Source organism: Acinetobacter genomosp. 15BJ (assembly GCF_000400715.1).
In the GTDB taxonomy this organism is placed as follows: domain Bacteria; phylum Pseudomonadota; class Gammaproteobacteria; order Pseudomonadales; family Moraxellaceae; genus Acinetobacter.
This window is the reverse complement of sequence record NZ_KE007347.1, coordinates 1,697,925-1,722,508: the sequence shown is the minus strand read 5'-3', so window position 1 is coordinate 1,722,508 and position 24,584 is coordinate 1,697,925. Positions and strand designations below refer to the sequence as shown.

19 protein-coding genes are annotated in these 24,584 nt (G+C 41.8%); 14 read left to right on the top strand and 5 right to left on the bottom strand.

Annotation, left to right across the window (positions count from 1 at the left end; genetic code table 11):
• Positions 1 to 641: 641 nt before the first annotated feature.
• On the top strand, positions 642 to 2,342 hold the full coding sequence (locus tag F896_RS06170; protein ID WP_016164356.1) for an NAD-dependent malic enzyme: 1,701 nt from the start codon (positions 642 to 644) through the stop codon (positions 2,340 to 2,342).
• 43 nt (positions 2,343 to 2,385) lie between these two features.
• Here the strand turns inward: F896_RS06170 and F896_RS06175 are convergent, their stop codons facing one another.
• Positions 2,386 to 2,808 (bottom strand): Lrp/AsnC family transcriptional regulator, encoded by a 423-nt coding sequence (locus tag F896_RS06175; protein WP_004654809.1) that lies wholly within the window; start codon positions 2,806 to 2,808, stop codon positions 2,386 to 2,388.
• 225 nt (positions 2,809 to 3,033) lie between these two features.
• On the opposite strand from F896_RS06175, the gene F896_RS06180 reads away from it, so the two are divergent.
• The 12 genes from F896_RS06180 to posA all read left to right on the top strand — a co-directional run bounded on the left by F896_RS06180 (position 3,034) and on the right by posA (position 20,476).
• Positions 3,034 to 4,308, top strand: a complete 1,275-nt coding sequence (locus F896_RS06180) for a Glu/Leu/Phe/Val family dehydrogenase (protein ID WP_171069667.1) — start codon at positions 3,034 to 3,036, stop codon at positions 4,306 to 4,308.
• Positions 4,309 to 4,386: 78 nt separating this feature from the next.
• Complete coding sequence (locus F896_RS06185) at positions 4,387 to 5,592, top strand: aspartate aminotransferase family protein (RefSeq protein ID WP_016164354.1); 1,206 nt, start codon at positions 4,387 to 4,389, stop codon at positions 5,590 to 5,592.
• Between the two features lie 21 nt (positions 5,593 to 5,613).
• The gene (astA, locus tag F896_RS06190) at positions 5,614 to 6,657 is read left to right on the top strand and encodes an arginine N-succinyltransferase (protein WP_016164353.1); all 1,044 of its coding nucleotides are present in this window, start codon (positions 5,614 to 5,616) and stop codon (positions 6,655 to 6,657) included.
• Positions 6,657 to 8,126 (top strand): succinylglutamate-semialdehyde dehydrogenase, encoded by a 1,470-nt coding sequence (astD, locus tag F896_RS06195; protein WP_016164352.1) that lies wholly within the window; start codon positions 6,657 to 6,659, stop codon positions 8,124 to 8,126. Before astA ends, astD begins: the two co-directional genes overlap by 1 nt.
• 32 nt (positions 8,127 to 8,158) lie before the next feature.
• A complete protein-coding gene (gene astB, locus F896_RS06200) occupies positions 8,159 to 9,499 on the top strand; it encodes an N-succinylarginine dihydrolase (RefSeq protein WP_016164351.1) in 1,341 nt (446 codons plus the stop codon).
• A gap of 33 nt (positions 9,500 to 9,532) precedes the next feature.
• Positions 9,533 to 10,507, top strand: coding sequence for a succinylglutamate desuccinylase (astE, locus tag F896_RS06205; protein WP_016164350.1), 975 nt, complete (start codon positions 9,533 to 9,535; stop codon positions 10,505 to 10,507).
• Positions 10,508 to 10,679: 172 nt separating this feature from the next.
• Entirely contained in the window at positions 10,680 to 12,170 is a 1,491-nt protein-coding gene (locus tag F896_RS06210; RefSeq protein ID WP_016164349.1) for an amino acid permease, read from the top strand.
• A gap of 315 nt (positions 12,171 to 12,485) precedes the next feature.
• Complete coding sequence (locus tag F896_RS06215; protein ID WP_016164348.1) at positions 12,486 to 13,136, top strand: paraquat-inducible protein A; 651 nt, start codon at positions 12,486 to 12,488, stop codon at positions 13,134 to 13,136.
• On the top strand, positions 13,133 to 13,912 hold the full coding sequence (locus F896_RS06220) for a paraquat-inducible protein A (protein WP_016164347.1): 780 nt from the start codon (positions 13,133 to 13,135) through the stop codon (positions 13,910 to 13,912). Before F896_RS06215 ends, F896_RS06220 begins: the two co-directional genes overlap by 4 nt.
• A gap of 45 nt (positions 13,913 to 13,957) precedes the next feature.
• Positions 13,958 to 15,610: a PqiB family protein gene (locus F896_RS06225; protein ID WP_032882290.1), complete on the top strand. Its 1,653-nt coding sequence runs from the start codon at positions 13,958 to 13,960 to the stop codon at positions 15,608 to 15,610.
• A complete protein-coding gene (locus F896_RS06230) occupies positions 15,607 to 16,308 on the top strand; it encodes a PqiC family protein (RefSeq protein ID WP_016164345.1) in 702 nt (233 codons plus the stop codon). Before F896_RS06225 ends, F896_RS06230 begins: the two co-directional genes overlap by 4 nt.
• A 169-nt stretch (positions 16,309 to 16,477) precedes the next feature.
• Positions 16,478 to 20,476 carry a delta-poly-L-ornithine synthetase PosA gene (posA, locus tag F896_RS06235; RefSeq protein ID WP_016164344.1) on the top strand — a complete coding sequence of 1,333 codons (3,999 nt, stop codon included), beginning with the start codon at positions 16,478 to 16,480 and terminating at the stop codon, positions 20,474 to 20,476.
• An 89-nt stretch (positions 20,477 to 20,565) separates the two neighbouring features.
• Here posA and F896_RS06240 read toward each other — a convergent pair whose 3' ends face one another.
• A complete protein-coding gene (locus tag F896_RS06240; protein WP_016164343.1) occupies positions 20,566 to 21,330 on the bottom strand; it encodes a COG4705 family protein in 765 nt (254 codons plus the stop codon).
• 160 nt (positions 21,331 to 21,490) lie between these two features.
• Here F896_RS06240 and F896_RS06245 point away from each other — a divergent pair, with 160 nt between their 5' ends.
• Complete coding sequence (locus F896_RS06245) at positions 21,491 to 22,051, top strand: undecaprenyl-diphosphatase (protein ID WP_016164342.1); 561 nt, start codon at positions 21,491 to 21,493, stop codon at positions 22,049 to 22,051.
• A gap of 119 nt (positions 22,052 to 22,170) precedes the next feature.
• On the opposite strand, the gene F896_RS06250 is transcribed toward F896_RS06245, so the two are convergent.
• Genes F896_RS06250 through icmH form a run of 3 tightly spaced genes read right to left on the bottom strand, consistent with a single transcriptional unit; the run spans position 22,171 to position 24,580 of the window.
• Complete coding sequence (locus F896_RS06250) at positions 22,171 to 23,139, bottom strand: M15 family metallopeptidase (RefSeq protein WP_171069666.1); 969 nt, start codon at positions 23,137 to 23,139, stop codon at positions 22,171 to 22,173.
• Between the two features lie 3 nt (positions 23,140 to 23,142).
• Positions 23,143 to 23,763 (bottom strand): hypothetical protein, encoded by a 621-nt coding sequence (locus F896_RS06255; RefSeq protein ID WP_016164340.1) that lies wholly within the window; start codon positions 23,761 to 23,763, stop codon positions 23,143 to 23,145.
• A gap of 10 nt (positions 23,764 to 23,773) precedes the next feature.
• Positions 23,774 to 24,580 (bottom strand): type IVB secretion system protein IcmH/DotU, encoded by an 807-nt coding sequence (icmH, locus tag F896_RS06260; protein WP_016164339.1) that lies wholly within the window; start codon positions 24,578 to 24,580, stop codon positions 23,774 to 23,776.
• Positions 24,581 to 24,584 lie beyond the last annotated feature (4 nt).

Genomic DNA, 24,584 nt, shown 5'->3' with positions numbered 1-24,584 from the left:
AAATTCTCTAATCAATACTTCTATATTGATAATATTTTCCACTGTAATTGGTATAAATCATTTCATCTTTAATTTGTTTAATTTTTATGGATGAAGGCATTGCTCGTTGTCAAACAAGGAGCGCTATAGGGTGAGCAATGCTTTCACTTAGATCATATAAAACTCGCTATCATTTGCAAGAGATAGGGAAAAATTGTCCCATCTTGTCGGTTTTAAAGGATTTGGTAGTGGTGCGATGAACGATAAGAAGAAAAAAGATTTAAAAACTAAATTTAGATGATTGGGCGCCATGCAATTTTAAAAAAGTAAATCATGACTGCTTAAAATAGATTCTTATACCTTGAAGTAGCCAACTGTTATTTGAGATAGAGGTCTATTGCAAAGCTTGTAAAACGATATCACTACAATTCTAAAGCGATGTTGGTGCAAAAATAATTCAAAATGTTGCAATAAGTTTAAAAAGTGATCCAAAACAGGGTTTACTATTTATTTACTAAATGTTGAATTGGTTTACATACCGTCAGTTTATTCGGTTTTGTGCTCCGATTGGTGTAAATTATTGCCCATGCCAAAGCACTTTTTTAAAGTACTTCAGCGAATCCATTTTTTGTACATTCGAGAGAGAGTCTAAAGAGTAAAGTATGTCTGTGAACCTTAGTAAAATCAAAAAACCTTTATATATTCACTATGCTGGAAACGCTCTTTTAGAACTACCTCTGTTAAATAAAGGCTCTGCTTTTTCTGAAGAAGAACGAGAGAATTTTAACTTGCATGGTCTAGTTCCGTACAATATCGAGAATATTGAAGAGCAGACTCAGCGTTCGTATCAGCAGTATCTTTCATTCGACAACGACTTGAATAAGCATATTTATTTGCGAAATATTCAAGACACCAATGAAACACTGTTTTATAACTTATTGAGTCAGCATTTAGATGAAATGCTGCCGATCATTTATACCCCAACGGTTGGAGAAGCCTGTCAGCGTTTTTCAGATATCTACCGACGCCATCGCGGTATCTTTATTTCTTATCCAGAGCGTCAATACATCGATCAAATTATCCATAACGTGAATAAGAAAAACGTTAAAGTGATCGTGATTACCGACGGAGAACGTATTTTGGGTCTCGGCGATCAGGGCATTGGTGGCATGGGCATTCCAATTGGTAAATTGTCGCTGTATACCGCATGTGGTGGGATTAGTCCTGCTTATACTTTACCAATCACCATTGATGTCGGCACCAATAACCAAGAATTGCTTGATGATCCAATTTATATGGGTTGGAAACAGCCGCGTATCCGTGGCGAGCAGTATTATGAATTTGTTGAGCAAATTATTAAGGCAGTGCGTCAACGCTGGCCAGATGTCTTGATTCAGTTCGAAGATTTTGCACAAACCAATGCGATGCCATTGTTGACGCAATACCGCGATAAAATCTGCTGTTTCAATGATGATATTCAAGGCACAGCAGCAGTGACTGTCGCAACATTGATTGCGGCATCACGTGCACAAGGCAAACAGCTTAAAGATCAAACTATTACTTTTGTTGGTGCAGGTTCGGCAGGTTGTGGTATTGCAGAGCACATCGTTCGACAAATGATGGATGAAGGTCTGAGCGACCATGAGGCACGTTCCCGCATCTTTATGGTGGATCGTTTTGGTTTGATGACAGATCAACAACCGAACTTACTCGATTTTCAGCAAAAACTTGCAACACCAACCAATGCAATCAGCACTTGGGAATATACAGGTGAGAACGTCGCGTTGTTGGATGTGGTCAAAAATGCCAAACCGAGTATCTTGATTGGGGTATCCGGGCAGGCAGGCTTGTTTAGTGAAGAGGTGATTAAAACTCTGGCTAAATATTATAAGCATCCAATTGTTTTCCCATTATCAAATCCGACCTCGCAAGTTGAAGCGCAGCCGAAAGACATTATTGAATGGACGCAAGGCGCTGCAATTGTGGCAACAGGTAGTCCATTTGCCCCGATCTATTATCAAGGCAAGGTCTACAGCATTGCACAGTGTAATAACTCTTATATTTTCCCAGGGATTGGCTTAGGTGTGATCGCTTGTGGTGCAACCCATATCAGTGACTCGATGTTAATGGCTGCAAGTACAGCTTTGGCAGATTGTTCACCGCGTTTGAAAAATGCTGCAGCAGATTTATTGCCAAATATCAATGATATTCAACAGGTATCTAAGTTTATTGCCTTTAAAGTGGCAAAAGCTGCCATGGCCGATGGCTTGGCCGTACCGTTGAGTAATGATGTGTTGAAACAAGCGATTGAAGATAATTTCTGGACACCAGAGTATCGTAGTTATCGCCGCGTCAGTTATTAAGCCATCCGTTGATAAAAAAGGACTCTATCTAGAGTCCCTTTTTTTAGGTTTTATACGTAGAGAGTAAGATACTGGTTTCACTATTATAAATCCCTGAAATATTTCGGATTCGCTCCAGCGCTTTATCAAAGTTTTCTAAACTATCAGATTGTAATTCAACCAGAATATCCCATTTACCATTGGTGGTATGTAGTCGCTCAACGGCTGACTCTAAGCGTAACTCTCGAATTACCGCCTGTGCTCGAGTACCTTCCACCATGATATTCATCCATGCTCGAATGATATTTTTTTCAGCATTGGGGCGAAAACGCACGGTATAGCCCGTGATGATCCCCGTTGATTCCATATATTCAATTCGTTTCTGCACTGTGGCTCGAGACACGCGTGTTTTCGCTGCCAAGTCGGTAATGGACATCCGGGCATTGTCTTTGAGTAAGCCTAATATAATATGATCGATATTGTTCATTTTGATTCTTTCTATTAGCAAATTGATAAAAAATAATTCATTTTAATCATTATAACGAATTTTGTGAATCAATTTGATTCTTAATAATAATAACAATACAACACCCCAAGCATTTTCACTTCGGCACGAAAGAAGCTGAATGCACATCAGGGAGGATGGGGGTAGGACGCCCTTAAACAAAGGGAATCTGTGAATAACAGGGACAATTGATTAATTAAGGAATAGATGATGTCTTTATCATATGCGGCTCAAAATGGCAGTGCTTGGCAAACTTTTCTCACTCAAGTAGATCGAGTGGCACCTTATTTGGATGCTGACCTCAGTAACTTTGTCAACACACTGAAAACCCCAAAGCGTACGCTTATCGTTGATGTTCCAATCGTGATGGACGATGGTTCAATTCGCCATTTTGAAGGTTACCGTGTACAGCACAATTTATCACGTGGTCCAGGTAAAGGCGGTATTCGCTATCACCAAGATGTTGAACTGAATGAAGTAATGGCTTTGTCTGCATGGATGACCATTAAAACCGCAGTATTGAATCTGCCGTTCGGTGGTGCCAAAGGTGGTATCCGTGTGAATCCAAAAGAACTTTCACCGCGTGAATTAGAACGTTTAACTCGTCGTTTCACCAGTGAAATCAGTCCAATCATTGGCCCTCAAATTGATATTCCTGCACCAGATGTTGGCACCAATGCCAATATTATGGGCTGGATGATGGATACCTATTCAAGTATCAAAGGTCATACCGTAACAGGTGTGGTCACAGGCAAACCTGTACATTTAGGTGGTTCACTTGGTCGTGTTCGTGCAACAGGCCGTGGAGTATTCGTAACGGGTATGCAGGTTGCGGAACGCATTAAATTACCGATTGAGGGCAGCAAAGTCGCTGTGCAAGGCTTTGGTAACGTCGGTAATGAAGCGGCTTATTTGTTTAGCCATGCAGGCGCAAAGATCGTTGCTGTACAAGACCATACCGGTACTATTTTCAATGCAGAAGGCTTGGATGTTAAAGCATTGCAAAAGTATGTCGTTGAAACAGGTGGTGTGATGGGCTTTGCCGATTCAACTGTGATTTCAGATGAAGAATTCTGGACGGTTGATATGGATATTCTCATTCCAGCAGCATTGGAAAGTCAGATTACGGTTGAACGTGCACAAAAACTAAAAGCAAAAATCGTACTGGAAGGCGCGAACGGCCCAACCTATCCAGAAGCAGATGATGTATTTGTGAGTCGCGACATTACCGTTGTTCCTGACGTGATCTGTAACGCGGGTGGTGTAACCGTCAGTTATTTTGAATGGGTTCAAGATATGGCGAGTTACTTCTGGACCGAGGATGAAATCAATGAACGTCTTGATAAGTTGATGATCCAAGCGATTGCTGATGTTTGGAACACGGCAGCACAGAAGGAATGTAGCTTACGTACCGCAGCTTATATTTTGGCATGTGAACGTATTCTGAAAGCGCGTAAAGAACGCGGTATTTTCCCAGGTTAAGTCATTTATAAAATTAAAGTGAAGGGCTTGTTGAGCATTTAACAAGCCTGAAGATTAAACAGGAAGTGAGTAAATAAAATGAGCGAAGTCGCAATTACACGTAGCAATTTTAATGATTGGATGGTTCCAGTTTTTGCCCCAGCAAATTTCATTTTAGTGCGTGGCGAAGGATCACGTCTTTGGGACCAGAACGATAAAGAATATATTGATTTTGCAGGTGGGATCGCGGTAAATGCCTTGGGTCATGCACATCCTGTTGCAGTAAAAGCCTTAACTGAACAAGCGCAAAAGCTTTGGCACATTGGGAATGGTTATACCAACGAGCCTGTATTACGCCTTGCGAAACAATTGGTGGATAGTACTTTTGCTGACAAAGTCTTTTTCTGTAACTCTGGCGCAGAAGCCAACGAAGCAGCATTAAAACTGGCGCGTAAAGTCGGTTTGCTGAGTGGCAATGCAAACAAGAACCAGATTGTTGCATTTAAAAATGCCTTCCACGGTCGTACTTTGTTTACTGTAACGGCAGGTGGTCAGCCAAAATATTCTCAAGACTTTGCACCTCTACCAGGCGGTATTGAACACACTGCGTTTAATGACCTTGAAGCAGCAAAAGCTGTCATTACCGAAAATACTTGTGCGGTGATTGTAGAACCGATTCAGGGTGAAGGTGGTGTTCTGCCAGCAGATATCGAATTCTTAAAAGGTTTACGCACGCTGTGTGATGAAAAAGGTGCTGTGCTGATTTTTGATGAAGTACAAACGGGTGTGGGCCGTACAGGTTCATTGTATGCCTATATGAATACAGGGGTGACGCCTGACATTTTGACCACTGCAAAAGCATTGGGTGGTGGCTTCCCGATTGGTGCAATGATCACTACAGATCATTATGCCAACATGTATGCAGTTGGCGATCATGGTACCACATATGGTGGAAATCCATTGGCTTGTGCGGTTGCTGGTGCGGTATTTGAATTTATCAATACACCAGAAGTGTTAGATGGCGTTAAACAACGTCACCAATATTTCATCGATGCCTTAAACAAAATCAATACTGAGTATGGATTGTTCAAAGAAATCCGTGGTCAAGGCTTGTTAATCGGCTGTGTATTGAAAGATGAACACGCAGGTAAAGCGAAGAATATCGTGACCTTAGCGGGTGAAGAAGGTCTATTGGCCTTGGTCGCAGGTGCAGATGTAGTTCGTTTTACCCCTTCATTGATCATTCCTCAACACGATATTGATGAAGGTCTAAGCCGTTTTGTTCGTGCATTAGCACGCCTCTAAGTCTGCTGTGAGCATCTGCCCATGATGATTGTTCGACATGCAGCGCATCGGGACTTAGATGATATTTATCGTTTAGCGCAACGAGCGGGGGAGTCTGGCATTGGCCTGACTTCCTTACCACAAAATAAAGACATCTTGGCTGAACGTATTACACGTACCACTCGCACTTTAGACGGCTTATCCGAAAAGTGCGAGGCAAGTTATCTATTTGTATTGGAAGACACCAGCATTCACAAAATTGTGGGTGTAAGTGCAATTGAAGTTGCGGTCGGGTTGAATGAACCATTCTACAACTTTCGTGTGGCAAAACAGGTGCATGCCTCTAAAGCTTTAAATGTGTATAAGACTTTAGACACCTTGTTTTTAAGTAATGACCATACTGGGTGTAGCGAACTCTGTACCTTGTTCCTTGATCCTGAATATCGCAAAAACCAAAACGGCAAATTTTTATCCAAAGTTCGTTTTCTGTTTATTGCAGCGTTCCGCTCTTTTTTCGAAGAAAGATTGATTGCTGAAATGCGTGGTTTCTCGGATCAAAATGGACAGTCACCGTTTTGGGATTCCTTGGGCTATTTATTCTTCAATATGGATTTTGCTGCCGCAGATTATCTCAGTGGTGTGGGGCAAAAAGCCTTTATTGCAGAGCTGATGCCGAGATTTCCAGTCTACGTAGATCTACTGAGCTCAGAGGCGCGTGAGGTGATTGCAGAAGTACACCCACATACACTGCCTGCGGCAAAAGTGTTGATGTCAGAAGGTCTTAAATATCAAGGTTATGTTGATATTTTTGATGCTGGGCCAACACTTGAAGCCAATACTGCTGAGTTGCGGGCTGTGAAAGAGAGCCGCTTGCTTAAAGTCAAACTCACTGAGCAAGTCGAAAGTACTGAGACGCATTTTTTGGTTGCCAATGACCAATACCAAGATTACGCCGTGTTGCTGATCAATAACAAAGTTGATGAAAGTGAGACTTTGCATATGACGGCAGCACAAGCACAGGCACTGAATATTGCTGAACACGATCAAGTCCGTGTTTTAGCATTAGAAAAAATGGAGAACAACTAATGTCACAAGGTGCATTATTAATTGATGGTGCTTGGGTTCAAGGACAAGGAACCGCATTTGAAAAAACCAATCCTGTCAGCAATCAGCAAATTTGGGCGGGACATGAAGCAAGTCCAGCCGATGTAAAACAGGCTTGCGATGCGGCGCGTCAGGCATTTCCTGCATGGGCACGTTTACCAATAGAACACCGTATCGCGACAATTGAACGTTTTGCGGGATTATTAGAACAGCATAAAACCCAATTGGCTGAAGTGATTAGTCAAGAAACCAGTAAACCGCTTTGGGAAACCTTGACTGAAGTACAATCGATGATTGGCAAAGTGGCGATTTCGATTCGTGCTTATCATCAACGGACAGGTTTTAGCGAAACTGAAATGCCTGATGGCGTGGCTTCACTACGTCACCGACCACATGGTGTTCTGGCTGTATTTGGCCCGTATAACTTCCCTGGTCACTTGCCGAATGGCCATATTGTTCCTGCATTGATTGCGGGCAATACCGTGGTGTTTAAACCGAGTGAACTCACCCCTTGGACGGCGGAAGAAACTGCAAAATTATGGCAGCAAGCGGGTCTGCCAAAAGGTGTGCTGAATATCGTACAAGGTGGACGCAGCACGGGTGAGGCACTTGCAGCAGCTGAACAAATTGATGGTTTGCTGTTCACGGGCAGTGCCAATACAGGCTATCACTTGCATAAACAAATGGCAGGTGCACCTGAGAAAATCCTTGCTTTGGAAATGGGCGGCAATAATGCCCTGATCATAGATGAAGCCAGTGATATCGATGCTGTGGTGAATTTAGCCATTCAATCGGCCTTTGTTTCTGCGGGGCAACGTTGTACCTGTGCACGCCGAATTATTGTCAAGCAGGGTGCCGATGGAGATGCCTTCATTCAACGTTTTGTTGAAGTGGCGAAGAACTTAGTGGTTGGTGCGTGGAATGCCGAACCACAACCCTTTATGGGCGGAGTGATTTCTGCACATGCAGCAGAACAAATGTTGGCAGCGCAAAGCAAACTGGTTGCCTTGGGCGCAAAACCATTATTAGAAATGACCCGTCCCCAAGCCGATAGCTCATTGCTTACGGCGGGTATTTTAGAGCTTACTCAGGTGACCGATATTCCCGATGATGAATACTTTGGCCCATTGACCACGATTTATCGTTATAACAGTTTCGATGAAGCCTTGAACATTGCCAATAACACTCGCTTTGGTTTGGCAGTGGGTCTGGTGTCTCCTGAGCGTGATTTATTTGATCGTGTACTGATTGAAGCGCGTGCAGGCATTGTGAACTGGAATAAACCATTAACAGGTGCTTCAAGTGCTGCACCATTTGGTGGTGTTGGGGCGTCTGGGAACCATCGTGCCAGTGCCTTCTATGCAGCAGACTATAGTGCATGGCCAATGGCTTCACTGGAAAGTGACAGCGTTACTTTACCTTCAAAATTATCACCGGGCATTGTGCTGTAAGTCGGCTTGTATCGGGACACAGGGAGAATAAAATGTCAGGTTATGAAATCAATTTTGATGGTTTAGTGGGGCCGACGCATCATTATGCAGGCTTATCGTTTGGTAATGTTGCCTCGACCAAGAACCGTAATAACGCGTCAAATCCCAAGTTGGCTGCAAAACAAGGCTTGAAGAAAATGAAAGCCCTTGCGGATTTAGGACTCAAGCAAGGTGTATTTGCCCCACAAGAACGTCCGCATGTGCCAACGCTACGTCGTTTGGGTTTTACTGGCAGTGATATTGACGTGATTACCCAAGCGATGCGTACTGCGCCAGCACTGTTGTCATCGTTGAGTTCAGCTTCTTCGATGTGGACGGCCAACTCGTGTACGGTGTCACCATCAGCAGATAGTGCTGACGGACGTATGCATTTTACCGCTGCAAACTTAAATAATAAGTTCCATCGATCAATTGAGCATCATACGACGACACGTATTCTTCAAGCGATGTTCAATAATGATGTATATTTCGCGCACCACGAAGCACTGCCAGAAGCAGCCTTGTTTGGCGATGAAGGGGCAGCCAATCATAACCGTCTTGGTGGTGGATATGATCAGGCGGGTGTACAGGTTTTTGTTTATGGACAGCAACAACTGGGTGGAACGGTTGCACCGCAAAAATTTCCTGCGCGTCAAACCCGCGAGGCAAGTGAAGCAATTGCCCGTTTACATCGTTTAGATGCGAAACGAACCGTGTTCATTCAGCAAAATCCAGATGTGATTGATCAAGGTGTATTCCATAACGATGTCATCGCCGTGAGTAATCAGCAGGTCTTGTTTCACCACCAACAGGCATTTTTGAATCAGGCTGATGCCTTGGATGAAATTCGTAAAAAGATGGCGGGGATCGAACAAGATTTTATCTCGATTGAAGTCCCAGACAATCGTGTCAGCGTTGAAGATGCAGTCTCGACTTATTTATTCAACAGCCAGATTTTGACTCGTGCAGATGGTGGCATGAGCATTGTGGTACCAGAGGAATCACGTCACAACAAAGCAGTGTGGAGCTATTTGAATGACATGATTCAAATGGGCACGCCAATTGATGACATCAAGGTATTTGATCTGCGTGAAAGTATGCGTAATGGCGGTGGACCTGCATGTTTGCGATTGCGTGTTGCAGTGAATGAAGCTGAACTAGCTGCTGTAAATCCAAACTTATTCATGAATGATGCATTGTTCAAAACGCTGAATCAGTGGGTGGATCAGCATTATCGTGATGAGTTAACACAAGAGGATTTGGCCGATCCAAGTTTATTGATCGAGAGCCGTACCGCATTAGATGAGTTAACCAAAATTTTAGCTTTAGGTTCGGTTTATCACTTCCAAAGATAAACAGTAAACAACGGCTTTTAAGGATGAAAGTACATGGTTGATCTATTAACGTTGACTTTAACGCAACGAATGCCTGTGCAGATGCAAGGTGAGACAATGGGATTTACATGGCAATGGCTAGGTGAAGGGCTATTGCAATGTACACCGAAGACAAACTATGGAAAGACCATGCTGCTTTCTGCTGGGATTCATGGTAATGAAACCGCACCGATCGAGCTATTGGACCAGATTATTCATGATCTATTTGCCGAGCGTTTAACGCTTGCAGTACGAGTACTGTTTGTGTTGGGGAATCCTGAAGCGATTCGACATGGATTGCGCTATCTGGAAAATGATATGAACCGCATGTTCTGTGGTGCCTATCTGCAATTAGCCCAAGATCAGGAAACTGAACGGGCCGCTCACTTAGAACAAGTGACAGCACAGTTTTTTGAACAAAGTCAGCCTCAAGCGCAGCGCTATCATTATGACTTGCATACGGCAATTCGTGCCTCATTGCTGCCTATTTTTGCCTTATTTCCATACCAAACTAAGCCTTATGATGAATTCCTCATTCAAAGTCTGAAGGCGGCTGATCTGGATGCCTTGGTCTATCACAATGCAGCAGGCAAAACCTTTACTCACTTTACTGCTGAAAAATTTCAGGCAGCGAGTAGTACTTTGGAGCTAGGCAAGGCCAAACCTTTTGGAGCCAATGATTTAGCCCAGTTTGCCAGTACTGACCAGATGCTACGTGCAGTCCTTGCAGATCAAGCATTGCCCGCTCGACAGAAGCACACAATTCGCCAGTTTAAGGTGGTGGATTCAGTATTAAAACAAAGTGAAGATTTTCAGCTTAAATTGAGTGCTGACGCACCAAACTTCTCTACTTTTCAGAAAGGTGAGTTGATTGCAACACAACAGGCTGGGAATTATGTCGCGCATGATCAACAAGTTTGGATTTTATTTCCAAACCCCAAGGTAAAAACAGGGCTTCGGGCTGGACTGATTTTAAAAGAAATTGAATAAACAGTCGCCGACTTAATCGTTTAACTGTTGGCAAGGAATAGATGAAATGGAGTTTGAATATGGATGTTCAATAGAACAAAACGTGTCAAAGAATATCGTTTAGATATTCGTTTTTATGAAAGTGAAACAGCAAGGACAGGTTGTCATAAGAATACAGTTGGAGTGACCGTGTATGAGTAACAATAACGAAAAGACATTTCCCTCAGGCGAAGTCCTGAGTGGACAATATGTACCACAGCAGGATGTTGCCAGTTTATCGGAAACTTCAAGCGCAGAGACTGAAGTGGGTAAACCATTGAAACGTGCCATGACCAAACGTCATTTGGTCATGATTTCTTTAGGTGGTGCAATTGGAACAGGGCTGTTTTTAGGCTCTGGCGATGTCATTTCTCAGGCTGGTCCAGTCGGTGCGATTCTCTCTTACCTACTGGGTGGTGTAATTGCATACATGGTGATGCTGTGTTTAGGTGAACTCGCTGTACAGATGCCAGTTTCAGGTTCTTTTGGTGAATATGCCAGAACTTATATTGGTCCAGGAACAGGCTATATGATCACGTGGTTGTATTGGCTGACGTGGACTGCAACGTTAGGGACTGAATTTACAGCCGCTGCTTTATTGATGCAGGAATGGTTTCCGTCTATTTCCATGTGGACGTGGACCTTATTATTTGCAGGGCTGGTGTTTAGCTTGAATGTCAGTTCGACACGATTATTTGCTGAGTCAGAATTCTGGTTGTCTTTGGTTAAAGTCCTGACGATTATCTGTTTTATTGGATTGGGTTTAGCCGCTATCTTTGGCTTTATTTCTTATCATGGGCATGAGTCGGCACCGTTGTTCAGTAAGTTGACGGAACATGGCTGGTTTCCAAATGGTATTTTCCCAATTTTTGCGACCATGTTGATCGTGAACTTTGCATTCTCTGGTACAGAGTTGATTGGTGTCGCGGCAGGTGAAGCAGAAGAACCAGCGAAAACAGTACCTAAAGCAATCAATGCCGCGATCTGGCGTTTATTGATTTTCTTTGTGGGTACTATTGTGGTGATTTGTGCATTACTGCCTTATGAAATGGCAGGTATAAATGCCAACAGTGTCAGCAATAGCCCATTTGTTACGGTATTTAATTACATTGGCATTCCATACGCAGAAGATATTATTCGTTTTGTGATTATTACCGCGCTTTTATCTGCGGCGAACTCAGGTTTGTTTGCTGCATCGCGGATGATGTGGTCATTGTCAGAGAAGAAGCAGTTGCCAAAAGTGTTTTCAAAGTTGACCCGTTCAGGTACACCGATTATTGCCATTATCGTGACCATGTTTGGCGCAATTCCGGGTTTATTGTCAGAACATTTTGCACCTGAAACGATTTTTAAAAATTTATTGGGTGTGGCTGCCTTTACCATGGTGGTGGTGTGGATTTCAATTTGTGTCTCTCAATTTAACTTCCGTAGACAATGGATTAAATCAGGTAAAACAGTCAAAGATCTTAAATTTGCAGCCCCTTTATTTCCACTGACACCGATTTTAGGTGGGGTATTCTGTGTGATCACCTGTATCAGTATGGTGACTGATCCATCAATGCAAGTGGGTTTTGTCTGTTGTGTCCTGTTTATTATTGCCTGCTATGCGAGCTACAATATTTTTTATAAAAACAAAGCAGTTTAAATAAAATTTAATTTAAAAAATAAGCATATAGACGAATAGGTTGTAGGCGTAATCTGCAACCTATTCGTCTTTTTTATGCATGATGATAGGGCTGCCGTGTGGTCGGTGATAGACTACCCGTACCTGAGCTATGATCTTGCAGATAAAGACGGAACAAGCCATCAATTGGTATGATTAAGAATGCTTTTAGATGATGATTTGTTTACATATTGTGTAAGAAATATAGTCCTTAGTTGTGATTGCAAAAATAAAAGGTATAAATGGGTTAAGTCGATTTCTTAAACAACAAAGAATCTGTGTGATGAGTTTGACTTTATGGCGAATAAAAATAATCCATCCTTAGTGATTGGTCAGCAAGTCAGACTCAATGAACTGGCGGGTTGTGAAGAATGCGATGCAATATATCGCAGGGTTGAGCTTGCATCGGGTGAACGGGCATATTGCACCTGTTGTGGTGCAGAGTTATATCGTCGAAGTCGATCTTTTTCATCTTTGCTTGCCTTGGTCATTACCGCTTTGATTGTTTTTGTGATTGCCAATAGTTTTCCCATCGTTATTGTTGAGCTACAGGGTAATACCTCTCAGACCACTTTAATCGGTGCTGCATGGACTATGTTTCATATTGATCGTGCATTGGTCGGTGTTTTGATTCTGATTACAACTTTTATTGTTCCTTTAATTGAGCTGTTATTGCTGAGCTATGTGCTTTTCTTTATTAGTGTGTTGAAGATTAGGCCTCAATTTTTGACTTTGGCACTGAGAGCCTTATTTCTGTTTCGGACATGGGGAATGGTTGAGGTCTTTTTAATTGGTGTACTTGTAACCTTGGTCAAACTTGTGGGGATGGTCACCGTCATTCCTGGTGTTGCACTCTGGGCGTTTACATTATTGAGCGTGCTTTTGGTCTATATTGCTTCGGTAAAGATTAAAGATATCTGGGATGAAGTTGATCGGAGTTTGGGATGAAGCAAAAACACGACCATGACACTGAGATCGGTTCAATTGTAGAACACCTTTCCGATGTTGATTTACAGATCAAAAATTATGTCAGGGCAAAACAGGTCGGGCTCATTCAATGTCATTGCTGTGGATTACTCAATTCTGTAGGAAGTCACACAGATCAGCAAAATCATGCTCAATGTTTGAGATGTAAAAGTACTTTGCATTCACGTAAACCACAAAGTTTAAATCGTACTTTTGCTTTGGTGGTCGCTGCAGCAATTTTATATATTCCAGCGAATGTGCTACCCATGACGGTAACAGATTCTTTGTTGGGGCGTCAGCAAGATACCATTATCAGTGGTGTGATCTATTTTTGGCAAAATAGTGATTATCTGGTGTCTGTGGTTATTTTTATGGCCAGTATTTTTATCCCGATTTTAAAATTATTGATTCTGATTTTTTTATTAATTTCAGTCTATATGCAATCTTCCTCAAAATGGCATTTTACCCCTGAACAATGTGCGCTGATGTATCGTATTGTTGAATTTATTGGGCGTTGGTCCATGATTGATGTCTTTGTGGTTGCATTATTGACGGCACTGATTCAGATTCAGTCGCTTGCAACTATATTGGCTGGGCCGGGTGCAGTGGCTTTTGGTGCTGTGGTGGTGTTGACCATGTTTGCTTCACTCAGTTTTGATCCAAGAATTATTTGGGACAATTATTTCAAGGCGCATCATGCGAATGCGCAACAATCAAATCATTTGAAAGGAACGGCGATTCATCAATTAAAAAGTTAAGATTGAAGATGAGCCTTATTTTTGACCTATAAAAGAAAGATCACTATGTCAGAAAATACCCCGAATAGCCAAGATTCTGAAGAAAATACTACGGTGTTAACGCAGAACGATGCAATCTTTGACGAACCTGAAAAAAAGAAGGGACGTTGGAGACCTGCGCTCATTTGGCTGGTTCCATTTGTTGCGCTTTTAATCGCACTTTCGCTTGCAGCAAAAGCCATTTTGGATACTGGCCCAACCATCGAAGTGTCTTTCCGAACAGCAGAAGGCTTGGTTGCAGGGAAAACCACGGTACGCTATAAACAGGTCGATATTGGCTTGGTTCGACAAATTGATCTTTCGGATGACCGATCGCATGTCATTGCCAAAATTGAATTACGCAAAGATGCCAGTAATTTTGCTGCCAAAGATTCGCGTTTTTGGGTGGTGAGGCCAAGAGTCGGAACGGGCGGTATTTCGGGTATTGATACCTTACTCTCAGGGGCATACATTGAAGTCGATGGGGGGAAGGCTGAACAGAAGCAAGAGAATTTTACTGGGCTTGAAGTCCCACCAGTAGTGTCATCGGATATACCGGGCAAGGTCTTTTTCTTAAAAGCGCAGGACTTGGGGTCACTTGATGTAGGCGTGCCGATTTACTATCGCAGAATTAATGTTGGGCAGATTACGGCATATAAATTGGCAGCAGATGGAAAAAGTGTTGAACTACAAACCTTTATTCAATCTCCTTATGATAAGTTCGTAACCACAGATGCGCGTTTTTGGCAGGCCAGTGGAGTCGATGTGACCTTAAATGCGTCAGGATTTAATCTGGATACGCAATCGCTTGCCAGTATTATTGCGGGCGGTATTGCCTTTGGTTATCCAGAAAATTCTGCTGGCGCTATTGCACCAGACAATAGTTATTTTACTTTATCAGATTCTCGTAAAGAGGCGATGAAAGAGCCTGATGGTAAGCCGCGTCCAATTATTATGTATTTTGATCATTCACTTCGTGGTTTAACCGCGGGTGCACCAATTGACTTTATGGGCATCGAGATTGGTAATGTTAAAGCAATTAATGTCGAATTTGATCGGTCTTATACGCATTTAAGAATGCGCGTGGATGCTGTGATTTATCCATCGCGTTTAGCGCATGGCAAAGAACTTGATCCAGATGGCGAAATTTTTAAATACTTTATTGAGAGAGGTTGGCGTGCACAGATGCGGACGGGTAATTTATTAACAGGTCAGAACTACATTGCCTTTGATAAGTTTCCAAAAGCCAAAGCAGCTTCTTTAATTACGAGACCAGATGGACGTGTTGAAGTACCAACCACTGCAACAGAGTTGAGTGGCTTACAGGCGCAAGTTTCACAAATCGCGGATAAAGTGAGTAAGTTCCCACTCGAAGAGATTGGGCAAGATGTTCGTAAGACGCTTAATAATATGAATACCACCATTGAGTCGACTGACAAATTGGTGAAACAGTTAGATGGCAAAGTTGCACCAGGTTTGCAAGCGACACTGAATGATGTGCGTAAAACCATGCAATCGAGTGAATCTATTTTATCCAGTGATGCACCGATGCAGCAGGATGTGCGTAAAGCATTGCAGCAAATGACCCGAGCTGCGGCATCTTTACAATTAATGGCTGATTATATTGAACAGCATCCTGAATCACTGATTCGGGGTAAAAAAGCAGAGGCAAACAAATGATAAGAACAGTCATCGCTAAACATTCATCTGCTGTAGCAGGAGTGCTCAGCAGCGTGAGCATCTTATCTGCTGCGGTGTTGCTCACAGCCTGTTCGGGTTCACCCACACCGAATTATTACACCTTGGCAAGCAAAGTTTCTCCATTGCCAAGTTCAAAGGTCAAGGTCATTGAAGTATTGCCTGTTGGATTGCCGGATCGTATCAATCGTGCGCCTATCGTGATACAGGATGCAGCGGGTAAATCTAAAATCATGGAAAACGAGCGTTGGACGTCTACGCTTGGGGCTGAATTAAGAGATAACCTGTCTGCTGGTCTACAGCAAAAGCTTGGTGCGGTTGACCGTTATAATAGCGGTATGGTGGGTGGCAAGGTGTCTTATCGTGTTGCAACCGACTTTTCACATTTTGATATCATTAATACATCCGATATCGCGAACAAAAATGTTGAAGTTTCTGTTGCGTGGATCATTAAGCGTAATGATCCAAATATCACCTTAGATCAGAACTCAACCCAAAATCAGCAGTTGGCATGTCGTATGACTTTTACTCAGCCAGTATCAGGTAAGAACAATCAGATACAAGACATTGTGAGTGGTGCGAGTAGTTCATTGAGTCGAGTTATTGATGCAATGGCTCTGTCAATTGTGTCCTTAGATGCAAAAACTTCACCCAACATAAATGGGGTAATTTGTTCATAATTTAGCTGAAAAGTGGTCAGATTGATCACTTTTGTTCTGTTCAGGTTTTTATTGTTTATTCAGACATCACACTTTAATGTTGTTTTAAGTTGCTCTCTTTAATTTAGCAGCTAATACGAATACCTCATTTCGTCTTTAGCTAAATCAGAACATTAAAGAGAGTATAAAAATGAACCAATGTGTGATGAGCGCAAAAAATATTATTCGTGGTAAGTACCACCCAGAATTTTTACAGCATGAAGTCCTTGCTGATATTTTTATTCAGACGGCACAGACATTTCCAGAAAAAATTGCCTTGATCGAGGCTGAACAAAAGCTGAGCTATGGTGAGCTCTACCAGCAAGCCTTGGTCATGGCGCAGCATTTGACCCTTAAGGGGGTAAAAGCTGGAGATATTATTGGCTTATGGCTGCCACGTGGTATTGAATTATTAAAATCTCAGTTGGCGATTTGTCTGAGCGGAGCAGCTTGGTTACCATTTGATATGGATACACCCGCAGATCGAATCGCCGTTTGTCTTGAAGATGCAGCAGCAGTGGGGATGATTACCAGTGATGAATGGTATGAACATCTACAAGACGTCCCACAGAGCAAATGGACCAATACTGAATTGCAGTGGCCACTGCATGAGACTGTGGAATTAGCCAAAACCACGCCTGAACAGCCTGCCTATATTATTTATACCTCGGGCTCAACAGGAAAGCCGAAAGGCATTGTGATCACCCAGAAAAATATTTGTCATTTCCTGCGCAGTGAAAACAGTATTTTAGGGATTCAGGAACAGGATAAGGTCTATCAAGGGTTCTCCGTTGCTTTTGATATGTCTTTTGAAGAAATCTGGTTATCTTATCTGGTAGGTGCAAGCTTGTGGATTGCACCAAAATCCTTAGTCAGTGATCCAGAACGGTTATGTCAAACGCTGAAACAACAACAGATTACCGTATTACATGCGGTACCTACCTTGTTGGCCTTATTTCCCGAAGATGTCCCGAACTTGCGTATTATCAACCTAGGCGGGGAAATGTGCCCTGATTCATTGGTGGAACGTTGGGCCTTACCACATCATCAAATGTTTAATACCTATGGTCCAACTGAAACAACAGTATCTGCCAGCTTAGAATTATTACAGCAGGGCAAGCCCGTCACCATTGGTAAGCCATTGCCCAACTATGGCATGTTGGTGATTAATGCAGAGCGAGAGCTATTGGCTCAAGGCGAAACAGGTGAGTTGTGTATTTTTGGACCGAGTGTCGCACAAGGTTATTTAGGTCGAGCTGATTTAACTGCAGACAAATTTATTGAGAATCCTTGGGCAAATAATGAGGATGAAATCAGCTTGTATCGCACAGGAGACCTCGCCAAAATTGATGAGTTTGGTCAGGTGCATTGTTTAGGCCGTGCCGATGATCAAATCAAAATTCGGGGTTTCCGTGTCGAACTCGGTGAAATTGAAGCAGCGCTATGTGATCTGGATGGAATTGGAACGGCAGCAGTCATTCTAAGAGCTGAAGATGGTATTGATCAGTTGATTGCTTTTATTGCACCAGAATTAGAGGCAAAACAAGCGATTGAAATTAAGCAGCTTAGATACCAGCTTAGTCAGCGTTTACCACCGTATATGGTGCCAAATCGCTTTGAAATTATTGAAGAAGTGCCACGTTTATTGTCTGGAAAACTTGATCGTAAGGCATTGAAGGCTCGCCCATTAACCAGTGTGATTGACCGGAGTGAATCAGACCAGCCACAGAATGAAGCTGAACAAATATTATTTGAGATTTTGAATCGTTTATTTCCGAATATCCCCATCAAGTTAGACTCTGATTTCTTTGATGATCTCGGAGGCCATTCCTTACTCGCTGCAGTACTGATCTCGAATTTACGTGAACACCCTCAATATAGCCATCTGACCATTCAAAGCTTATATCAGGCCAGAAAAGTCGGGGCGATTGCAGCTTTAATGTTAGAACAACCTGAACCTTCATTATTTGATCGTCAGATTGGACAAAACAATCCGCGCAATCAAAGCTATAAATGGCTTTGTGGGATTGCACAGGCTGTGACGATTCCTGTACTGATCTCGATCAATATTCTGCAATGGTTGGCACCATTCTTTACTTATCACTATTTCACAGGCGGCACACGAGACAGTATTCCTTATGCAATCGTGCTGTCTTTGCTGGTCTATATCAGTGTGATTATTGCCAGTTTTGCAGTTTCAATTACGGTAAAACGTTTATTGATGTTAGGGATTGGTGCAGGCCGTTATCCATTATGGGGAATGACGTATTTCCGTTGGTGGTTAGCTGATCGAATCAGCAGTATTTCACCTGTATATTTACTCTCAGGTTCAACCTTACTGAATTTATATCTTAAAGCACTTGGTGCAAAAATTGGGCATGATGTCAGCATTAGCTCTGTTCATATCCGTATGCCATCCCTGTTAAAGATTGAAGATGGTGTCAGTGTTGGTTCAAATGTTAATTTGGAAAATGCTAAGGTTGAGCATGGGCAGTTGGTATTAGGTTCAATCCAACTCAAACAAGACAGTTATGTGGGCTCTTATGCAGTATTGGAAGAAAATACCGTGTTAGAACCGCAAGCGCATGTCAATGCTTTAACCTCAATTGAATATGGGACGACGGTACCCGCAGGCGAAATTTGGGACGGAACACCAGCGAAAAAAATAGGCCATATTGATGAGCTTGAATCATTGGCAGCACGACCAAAATTATTTTTACTACGCAAATTTTCTGAATATGGCTATTACAGTATCAGTGCTTTAATCATTGCATGTTTGTTCTTTATTCCGATTTTTCCAAGCTTCTTATTGGTCGATTGGTTAGATGTTAATGTGTTTAATATTGACCCGAATAATCATGTTCAAATCGCGCTGTACTATTTTATTCTTGCCATTCCTGCCAGTGCCATGATGATGATCATTACCGCATTAATTTCATCGGCAATACGTAAGATTGTATTACCGCGTTTAGAGACAGGCACTTATGCCATACATGGTGGTACTTATTATCGTAAATGGTTTGCAGCTCAGATTTTAGAAACCAGTTTGCAGACTTTACATGGCTTGTTCGCCACTTTATATGCTCCGACATGGTTCCGTATGTTGGGTGCGAAGGTGGGGAAAAATACAGAAATTTCGACGGCTACAGGTGTGATTCCTGAAATGCTGACCCTAGGTGAAGAGAGCTTTATTGCAGATGCGGTGATGTTAGGCGACGAAGAGATTAAAGGCGGCTGGATGTCGTTGAAATCCACTCAAATCGGGAATCGTAGCTTTGTTGGGAATAGCGCCTATATCGCGGATGGTACGGTATTACCTGATAATGTTTTGATTGGCGTGCAATCGAAAACGCCAGATAACCGAGAAATGTATTCAGGTCAAACATGGTTCGGTTCACCACCTTTACTGTTGCCAGCGCGTGAAGCAGCAGCGCAATATCCAGATCATTTGACTTTTAAACCAAGTATCAAACGCCGTTTCATGCGAGGGTTGATTGAGGGTTTACGTATTGTATTACCGACAGCACTAGCCATTGGTGTAGGTTATATGATTGTTTTAGAAGTGATTGATGTCATTAATGACTATAGTATTGCGATGGGGCTATTGGCTTTAACTATGGCTGGACTGTTATACGGTGTCGGTTGTTTTGTCATCGTGACCGTATTGAAATGGGCTTTAATTGGACGCTATCAACCACGTTCAGCACCAATGTGGACCATGTTCGTTTGGTTAAGTGAAGGCATTACCAGTCTCTATGAATCTGTTGCGATTCCAAACTTCTTGAATTATTTAAGAGGAACACCGATGTTGCCATTCTTTCTACGCCTGTTAGGGGTAAAAATTGGTAAGGATGTCTATCTGGATACCGCAGACATCACTGAATTTGACTGTGTGAAGATTGGAGACCGTGCTGAGTTTAATAGCTTTTCTGGACCACAAACGCATCTATTTGAAGACCGCATCATGAAAATTGGTCAAGTCAATATTGGCAATGATGTGGTGGTGAATTCGCGTAGTATTATTTTATACAATGCCAATGTGGCTGATCATGCGGTATTGGGTCCACTGACATTGGTAATGAAAGGAGAGAATATTCCTGCAAAATCAGCATGGATTGGCTCACCTGCAGTACCTTGGAAACATAGCTAATTATTTATAAGCGATAACTAAAAAGGGATAAGAAAATAATTTTTCTTATCCCTTTTTTATATGTACAGTGAAGAGGATTGAAGAAAGATTTAATGTGCTGTTGAAGCAGGTTTGGATTTAAAAAACACTAAACAAACAAGGATAAAAGCCAATAAAACAAAAGAAGCACCGAATCGGCTTAAATCCAGCCCACCGTGATCAAGTGGTTTATCTAAAAAGTCACCTAAGACAGCACCGAGAGGCCTTGTTAAAACAAAAGCCGACCAGAATAAAAATGTTCTAGAGATTTTGGTCCAATAATACACGGCAATCAAGATAAGCAGTAATGAACCAAAGATCAGAGCAGCTCCTGTATAACCGAGGCCTTGGGTATCTGCTGTCCAGTCACCAAGCGCTGTTCCTAGGGTTTGAGAGAACATAATGGTGACCCAGTAAAAGGCTTCGGTCTTTGCAGACTGGACACTGTTCACCGCAATATTGCCACAGCTCCAATACCAGATCGCAAGTGAGCTAAGCAGTAGAGTAAGTAAAATAATACTCCCCCCCAAATAGCCTATGCCTAGAGAGCGATCGACATAATCAGCAATGGTGGTTCCCAGTGTTGTGGTTGAGATAATGGTTGCCCAATATAAAAAGGGTTTGTACTCTTTGGCTTTCATTTGCAGTGAAACAAAGCCAATAAAAATAATAGAAAAAATACACGTACTTAAGATATAGCCCAGATTGAGCGACATTGATAAAGCATCGCCAGCCGTTTCACCGAGTGTTGTTGCTGCAATTTTTATAATCCAGAACAGCAATGTCACTTCAGGTACTTTGCTTAGTACTTCGGGTAGCCTATTTTTGTTATCCATAATTTACTCCAATTGAAGGGTAGATCAAATTTAGGATTTTTTTATTAATAGGGACTTAAAACTAAATTGTAATTTTGTTTGGTTCTTTAAGAGTATTTAATTTTATTTTAAGCTGATATTTTTATATTTGCATCGTCAAACCATCATGGAACGATTGACAATGTCAATTGAAACTATCGATATCAGCTTGTTTAATTGGATTAACTCAGCTGCAACTCAAAATCCTATTTTAGATAAAGCTGCATTATTCGCATCGCATAATTTAATTGCAGTATTATTCGTATTTTTAATTGCTTCATTGTTTTTTAAGGATAAGAAATATCGAGTACAGTTTATCAAGATGCTCATTACTATCGTTGCTTCATTATTAGTGACTCAGATCATTCATGCGGTCTACTACCATCCACGTCCTTTTGACATGGGAATCGGACACATCCTGACTGGGCATGGCTCATCTTCTTCATTTCCAAGCCAGCATACCTTGACAGTAGCAACTATCGCATTTTCATATCTCCTGTCTGGTTATCGAAAAATTGGTAGTGCAGCATTGCTATTGGCTTTAATTGTAGGTTGGTCCAGAATTTATATTGGTGTTCATTTCCCTTTCGATGTACTTGGATCATTTGTGATTGCTTTTATACTTATTTTAGGAATGAATTTAATTTTTAAAGAGTTTATTTTTAAAGTTAAAAAAACAGTTCCAATATCTGTTGTGGATTAAGATATTTTTAATTTTAGTATGATTTTATTTCATTTAAATATTCTAGTTTGATATTAACATAAAGCCTATCTATTTATAAGGATAGGCTTTATTTATTTTAATTGTACTTTAGATCTGTTTTAAGACTCATCTGATCGGGCGGTTAATTGTCCTTCTGCGGTTAGTTGTTCAGCCATTTCCTTGGTTTTTCTTAAGCCTGGCATGCGGTATTCGGTATGACCATAATCTTTAATAGATTTCCAACGACCACCCCAAGTCAAACCAACTGATTCAGCCACTTGGCCATATAACTCATAACCACGCATAGCCCAAGGATCACGTTCCGTAATGACCACTTTGCCATTGCGTTTAAAGGCAACATCGGCAGCTAAACCGAATTGATGATAGCTTTGGTAACCTTTGGCACGGGTTGTATTCGGATTCCCCGCCAACATATTCTGACGGTTTGGACTACGGTAACCCTCCAGTAAGACCAACTCATAACCATGTTGCTCTTTCATAATTTTAAAGACCATGAGCAGACGTTGCTTATAACGAGGATTGATTTTGTCCCATTTACGATCAACCAAGGATGAATCTAAACTGCCATGTGAATGTGTAATCGGAACCTCAATTTGAGATGCATCAATACTTGGATCTGTAGGGTGCTGTGCTTGATACGCTTGTTCTAGACGAGTTGCTTCAACAATTGCATCTTGGATCAGTGTATCGTCAACATCAGGTGGAGGGCTCAGCATTTCACCATTAAGTAAGGTGTAAATTTGTGGATCTGTTTCTTTTAAATATTCGGCTTCAATTCGTGTGGAATTGATCGGGCGGGTAAAAGCAAAAATCAAAATACTGGCAAATAAAAAGAAGCCAGCGATTAAAATCCACCACTGTTGTAAATGCCAATGCGATTGCAATTTTTCTGGCGAGGCTGCTTGATGCATATGCTCTGCGAACTGCATGGCATTAGCGATTTTCTTTTTACCACTCGGTAATAACGAATGCAGCAGCTGCTTGCATTTATAACGCAGCTCATAGGACATGAGCAGCGTTAATCCGATCGCGACAGCGACGAAGCAAAAGAAAATAAGAAAAATCATGCTTTATTGCAGTTCATTCACAGCAAAAGGCTTTTGTGTCACTTTAATCTGTACCGTTGCTTCGGGTGCTTCCGCTTCTGTTTCAGATGTCTTAGCAGGCGCTGTAGTCTTTGTTGTTTGAGGAGCAGGCTTAACCACTTTATTATTAGTAGCCGCAGGGACTACTTCATTTCTCCCTTGAGCTGGTTTTGCTGGTACTACAGTTTGTGCTGGTTTGGCATTTGGCTCATTGGCAAATGGGGAAACGTGCTGCCCGGTTGGTGCAGGTGCCGCCGGTGAAGGACTACGTTGAAAGAACTTATTTAGATCATTACTACCGGGTTGAGTGAAATTATTATCCTCTACTGATTCTGCTGTTTCATGATGAGTAGCTGTCGTCTCTTCTGAATTTTGAGCTGTCGCTTTGCTATGTGCCTGAATACGATTATTTTCTTCTACAGTTTGTCCTTGCTGGGCGGCAGCTGTATTGGCACGACTTGAGTCCGTAACAAATAAGAAAAAGAAAATCAGTGCTGCAAAGACAACTCCTGAAAGAAATCCAATCAGTAAATAAATGACAGGCGATAAGGTTTTTTTCTTATTGGTCTGTAATATGCGTAAAGAAGTTGCTCTTTCCTGAGTCATACGTTATCAACTAAGGCAAATGGATGGTGATATGTGCTTCTTCAGCAGGTGCTGAAATCACATTTTGATATGGGTTTAAAGTATTATGATTTTGCTTTGATAACATAAACTTAAGGCCAGCAAAGGTCAGTGCAGCAAACATGAGTAAGAAAATCAGAATCCAGAAAAAAGGGAGTTCATGATGAATAATATGTTTAATGTGATCTGGAATTGCTGCAAATGGAGAAAAAGCTGCTTTTTTCCCTTTAAGATAGTCAATCTCATCACCAACCCGAGCGACAAGATGGTTTAAGCTCTCAACTGATTCTAGGCGATACTTTCCCTGAAAACCGAGTAATAAGCAGTAGTGGAAAACTTCAAGCGAAGCTAAACGCTCTTTGCCACGACTACGGAGTTGCTCCAATATTTCAAAAAAACGATAACCAGCCAGTTGAGAGCCGAACAGACTTAATTGCAACGGGCTGATCAGCCATGAATTCTGCAAGTTGAAGTAAGCAGGATCTTGTTGTGTAGCAATGGTTTCATCAATCAATGCACAAAATGCATATTTCGAATCATGAATATCATCAGCAGAAAATTGTAAGCGTTTGGCTTGTTGCTCAAATCGGTTCAATAAATCTAAAATTTTTTCACGAAAATCATTTGGATTTGATGGGATATAACGGTTACGAAGCAAGAAGACTAAATAAAAACCGTCATGTAATAGATCAATCAAGTTAGTCGCTTGCACTTTATTTTGTGGTTGGTCAGACGTAGGGAAGCCTGAACCAATTTTTCCATCATCAAATAAAGAAGGGATACCTGTGGGTTGAGTCATTGTT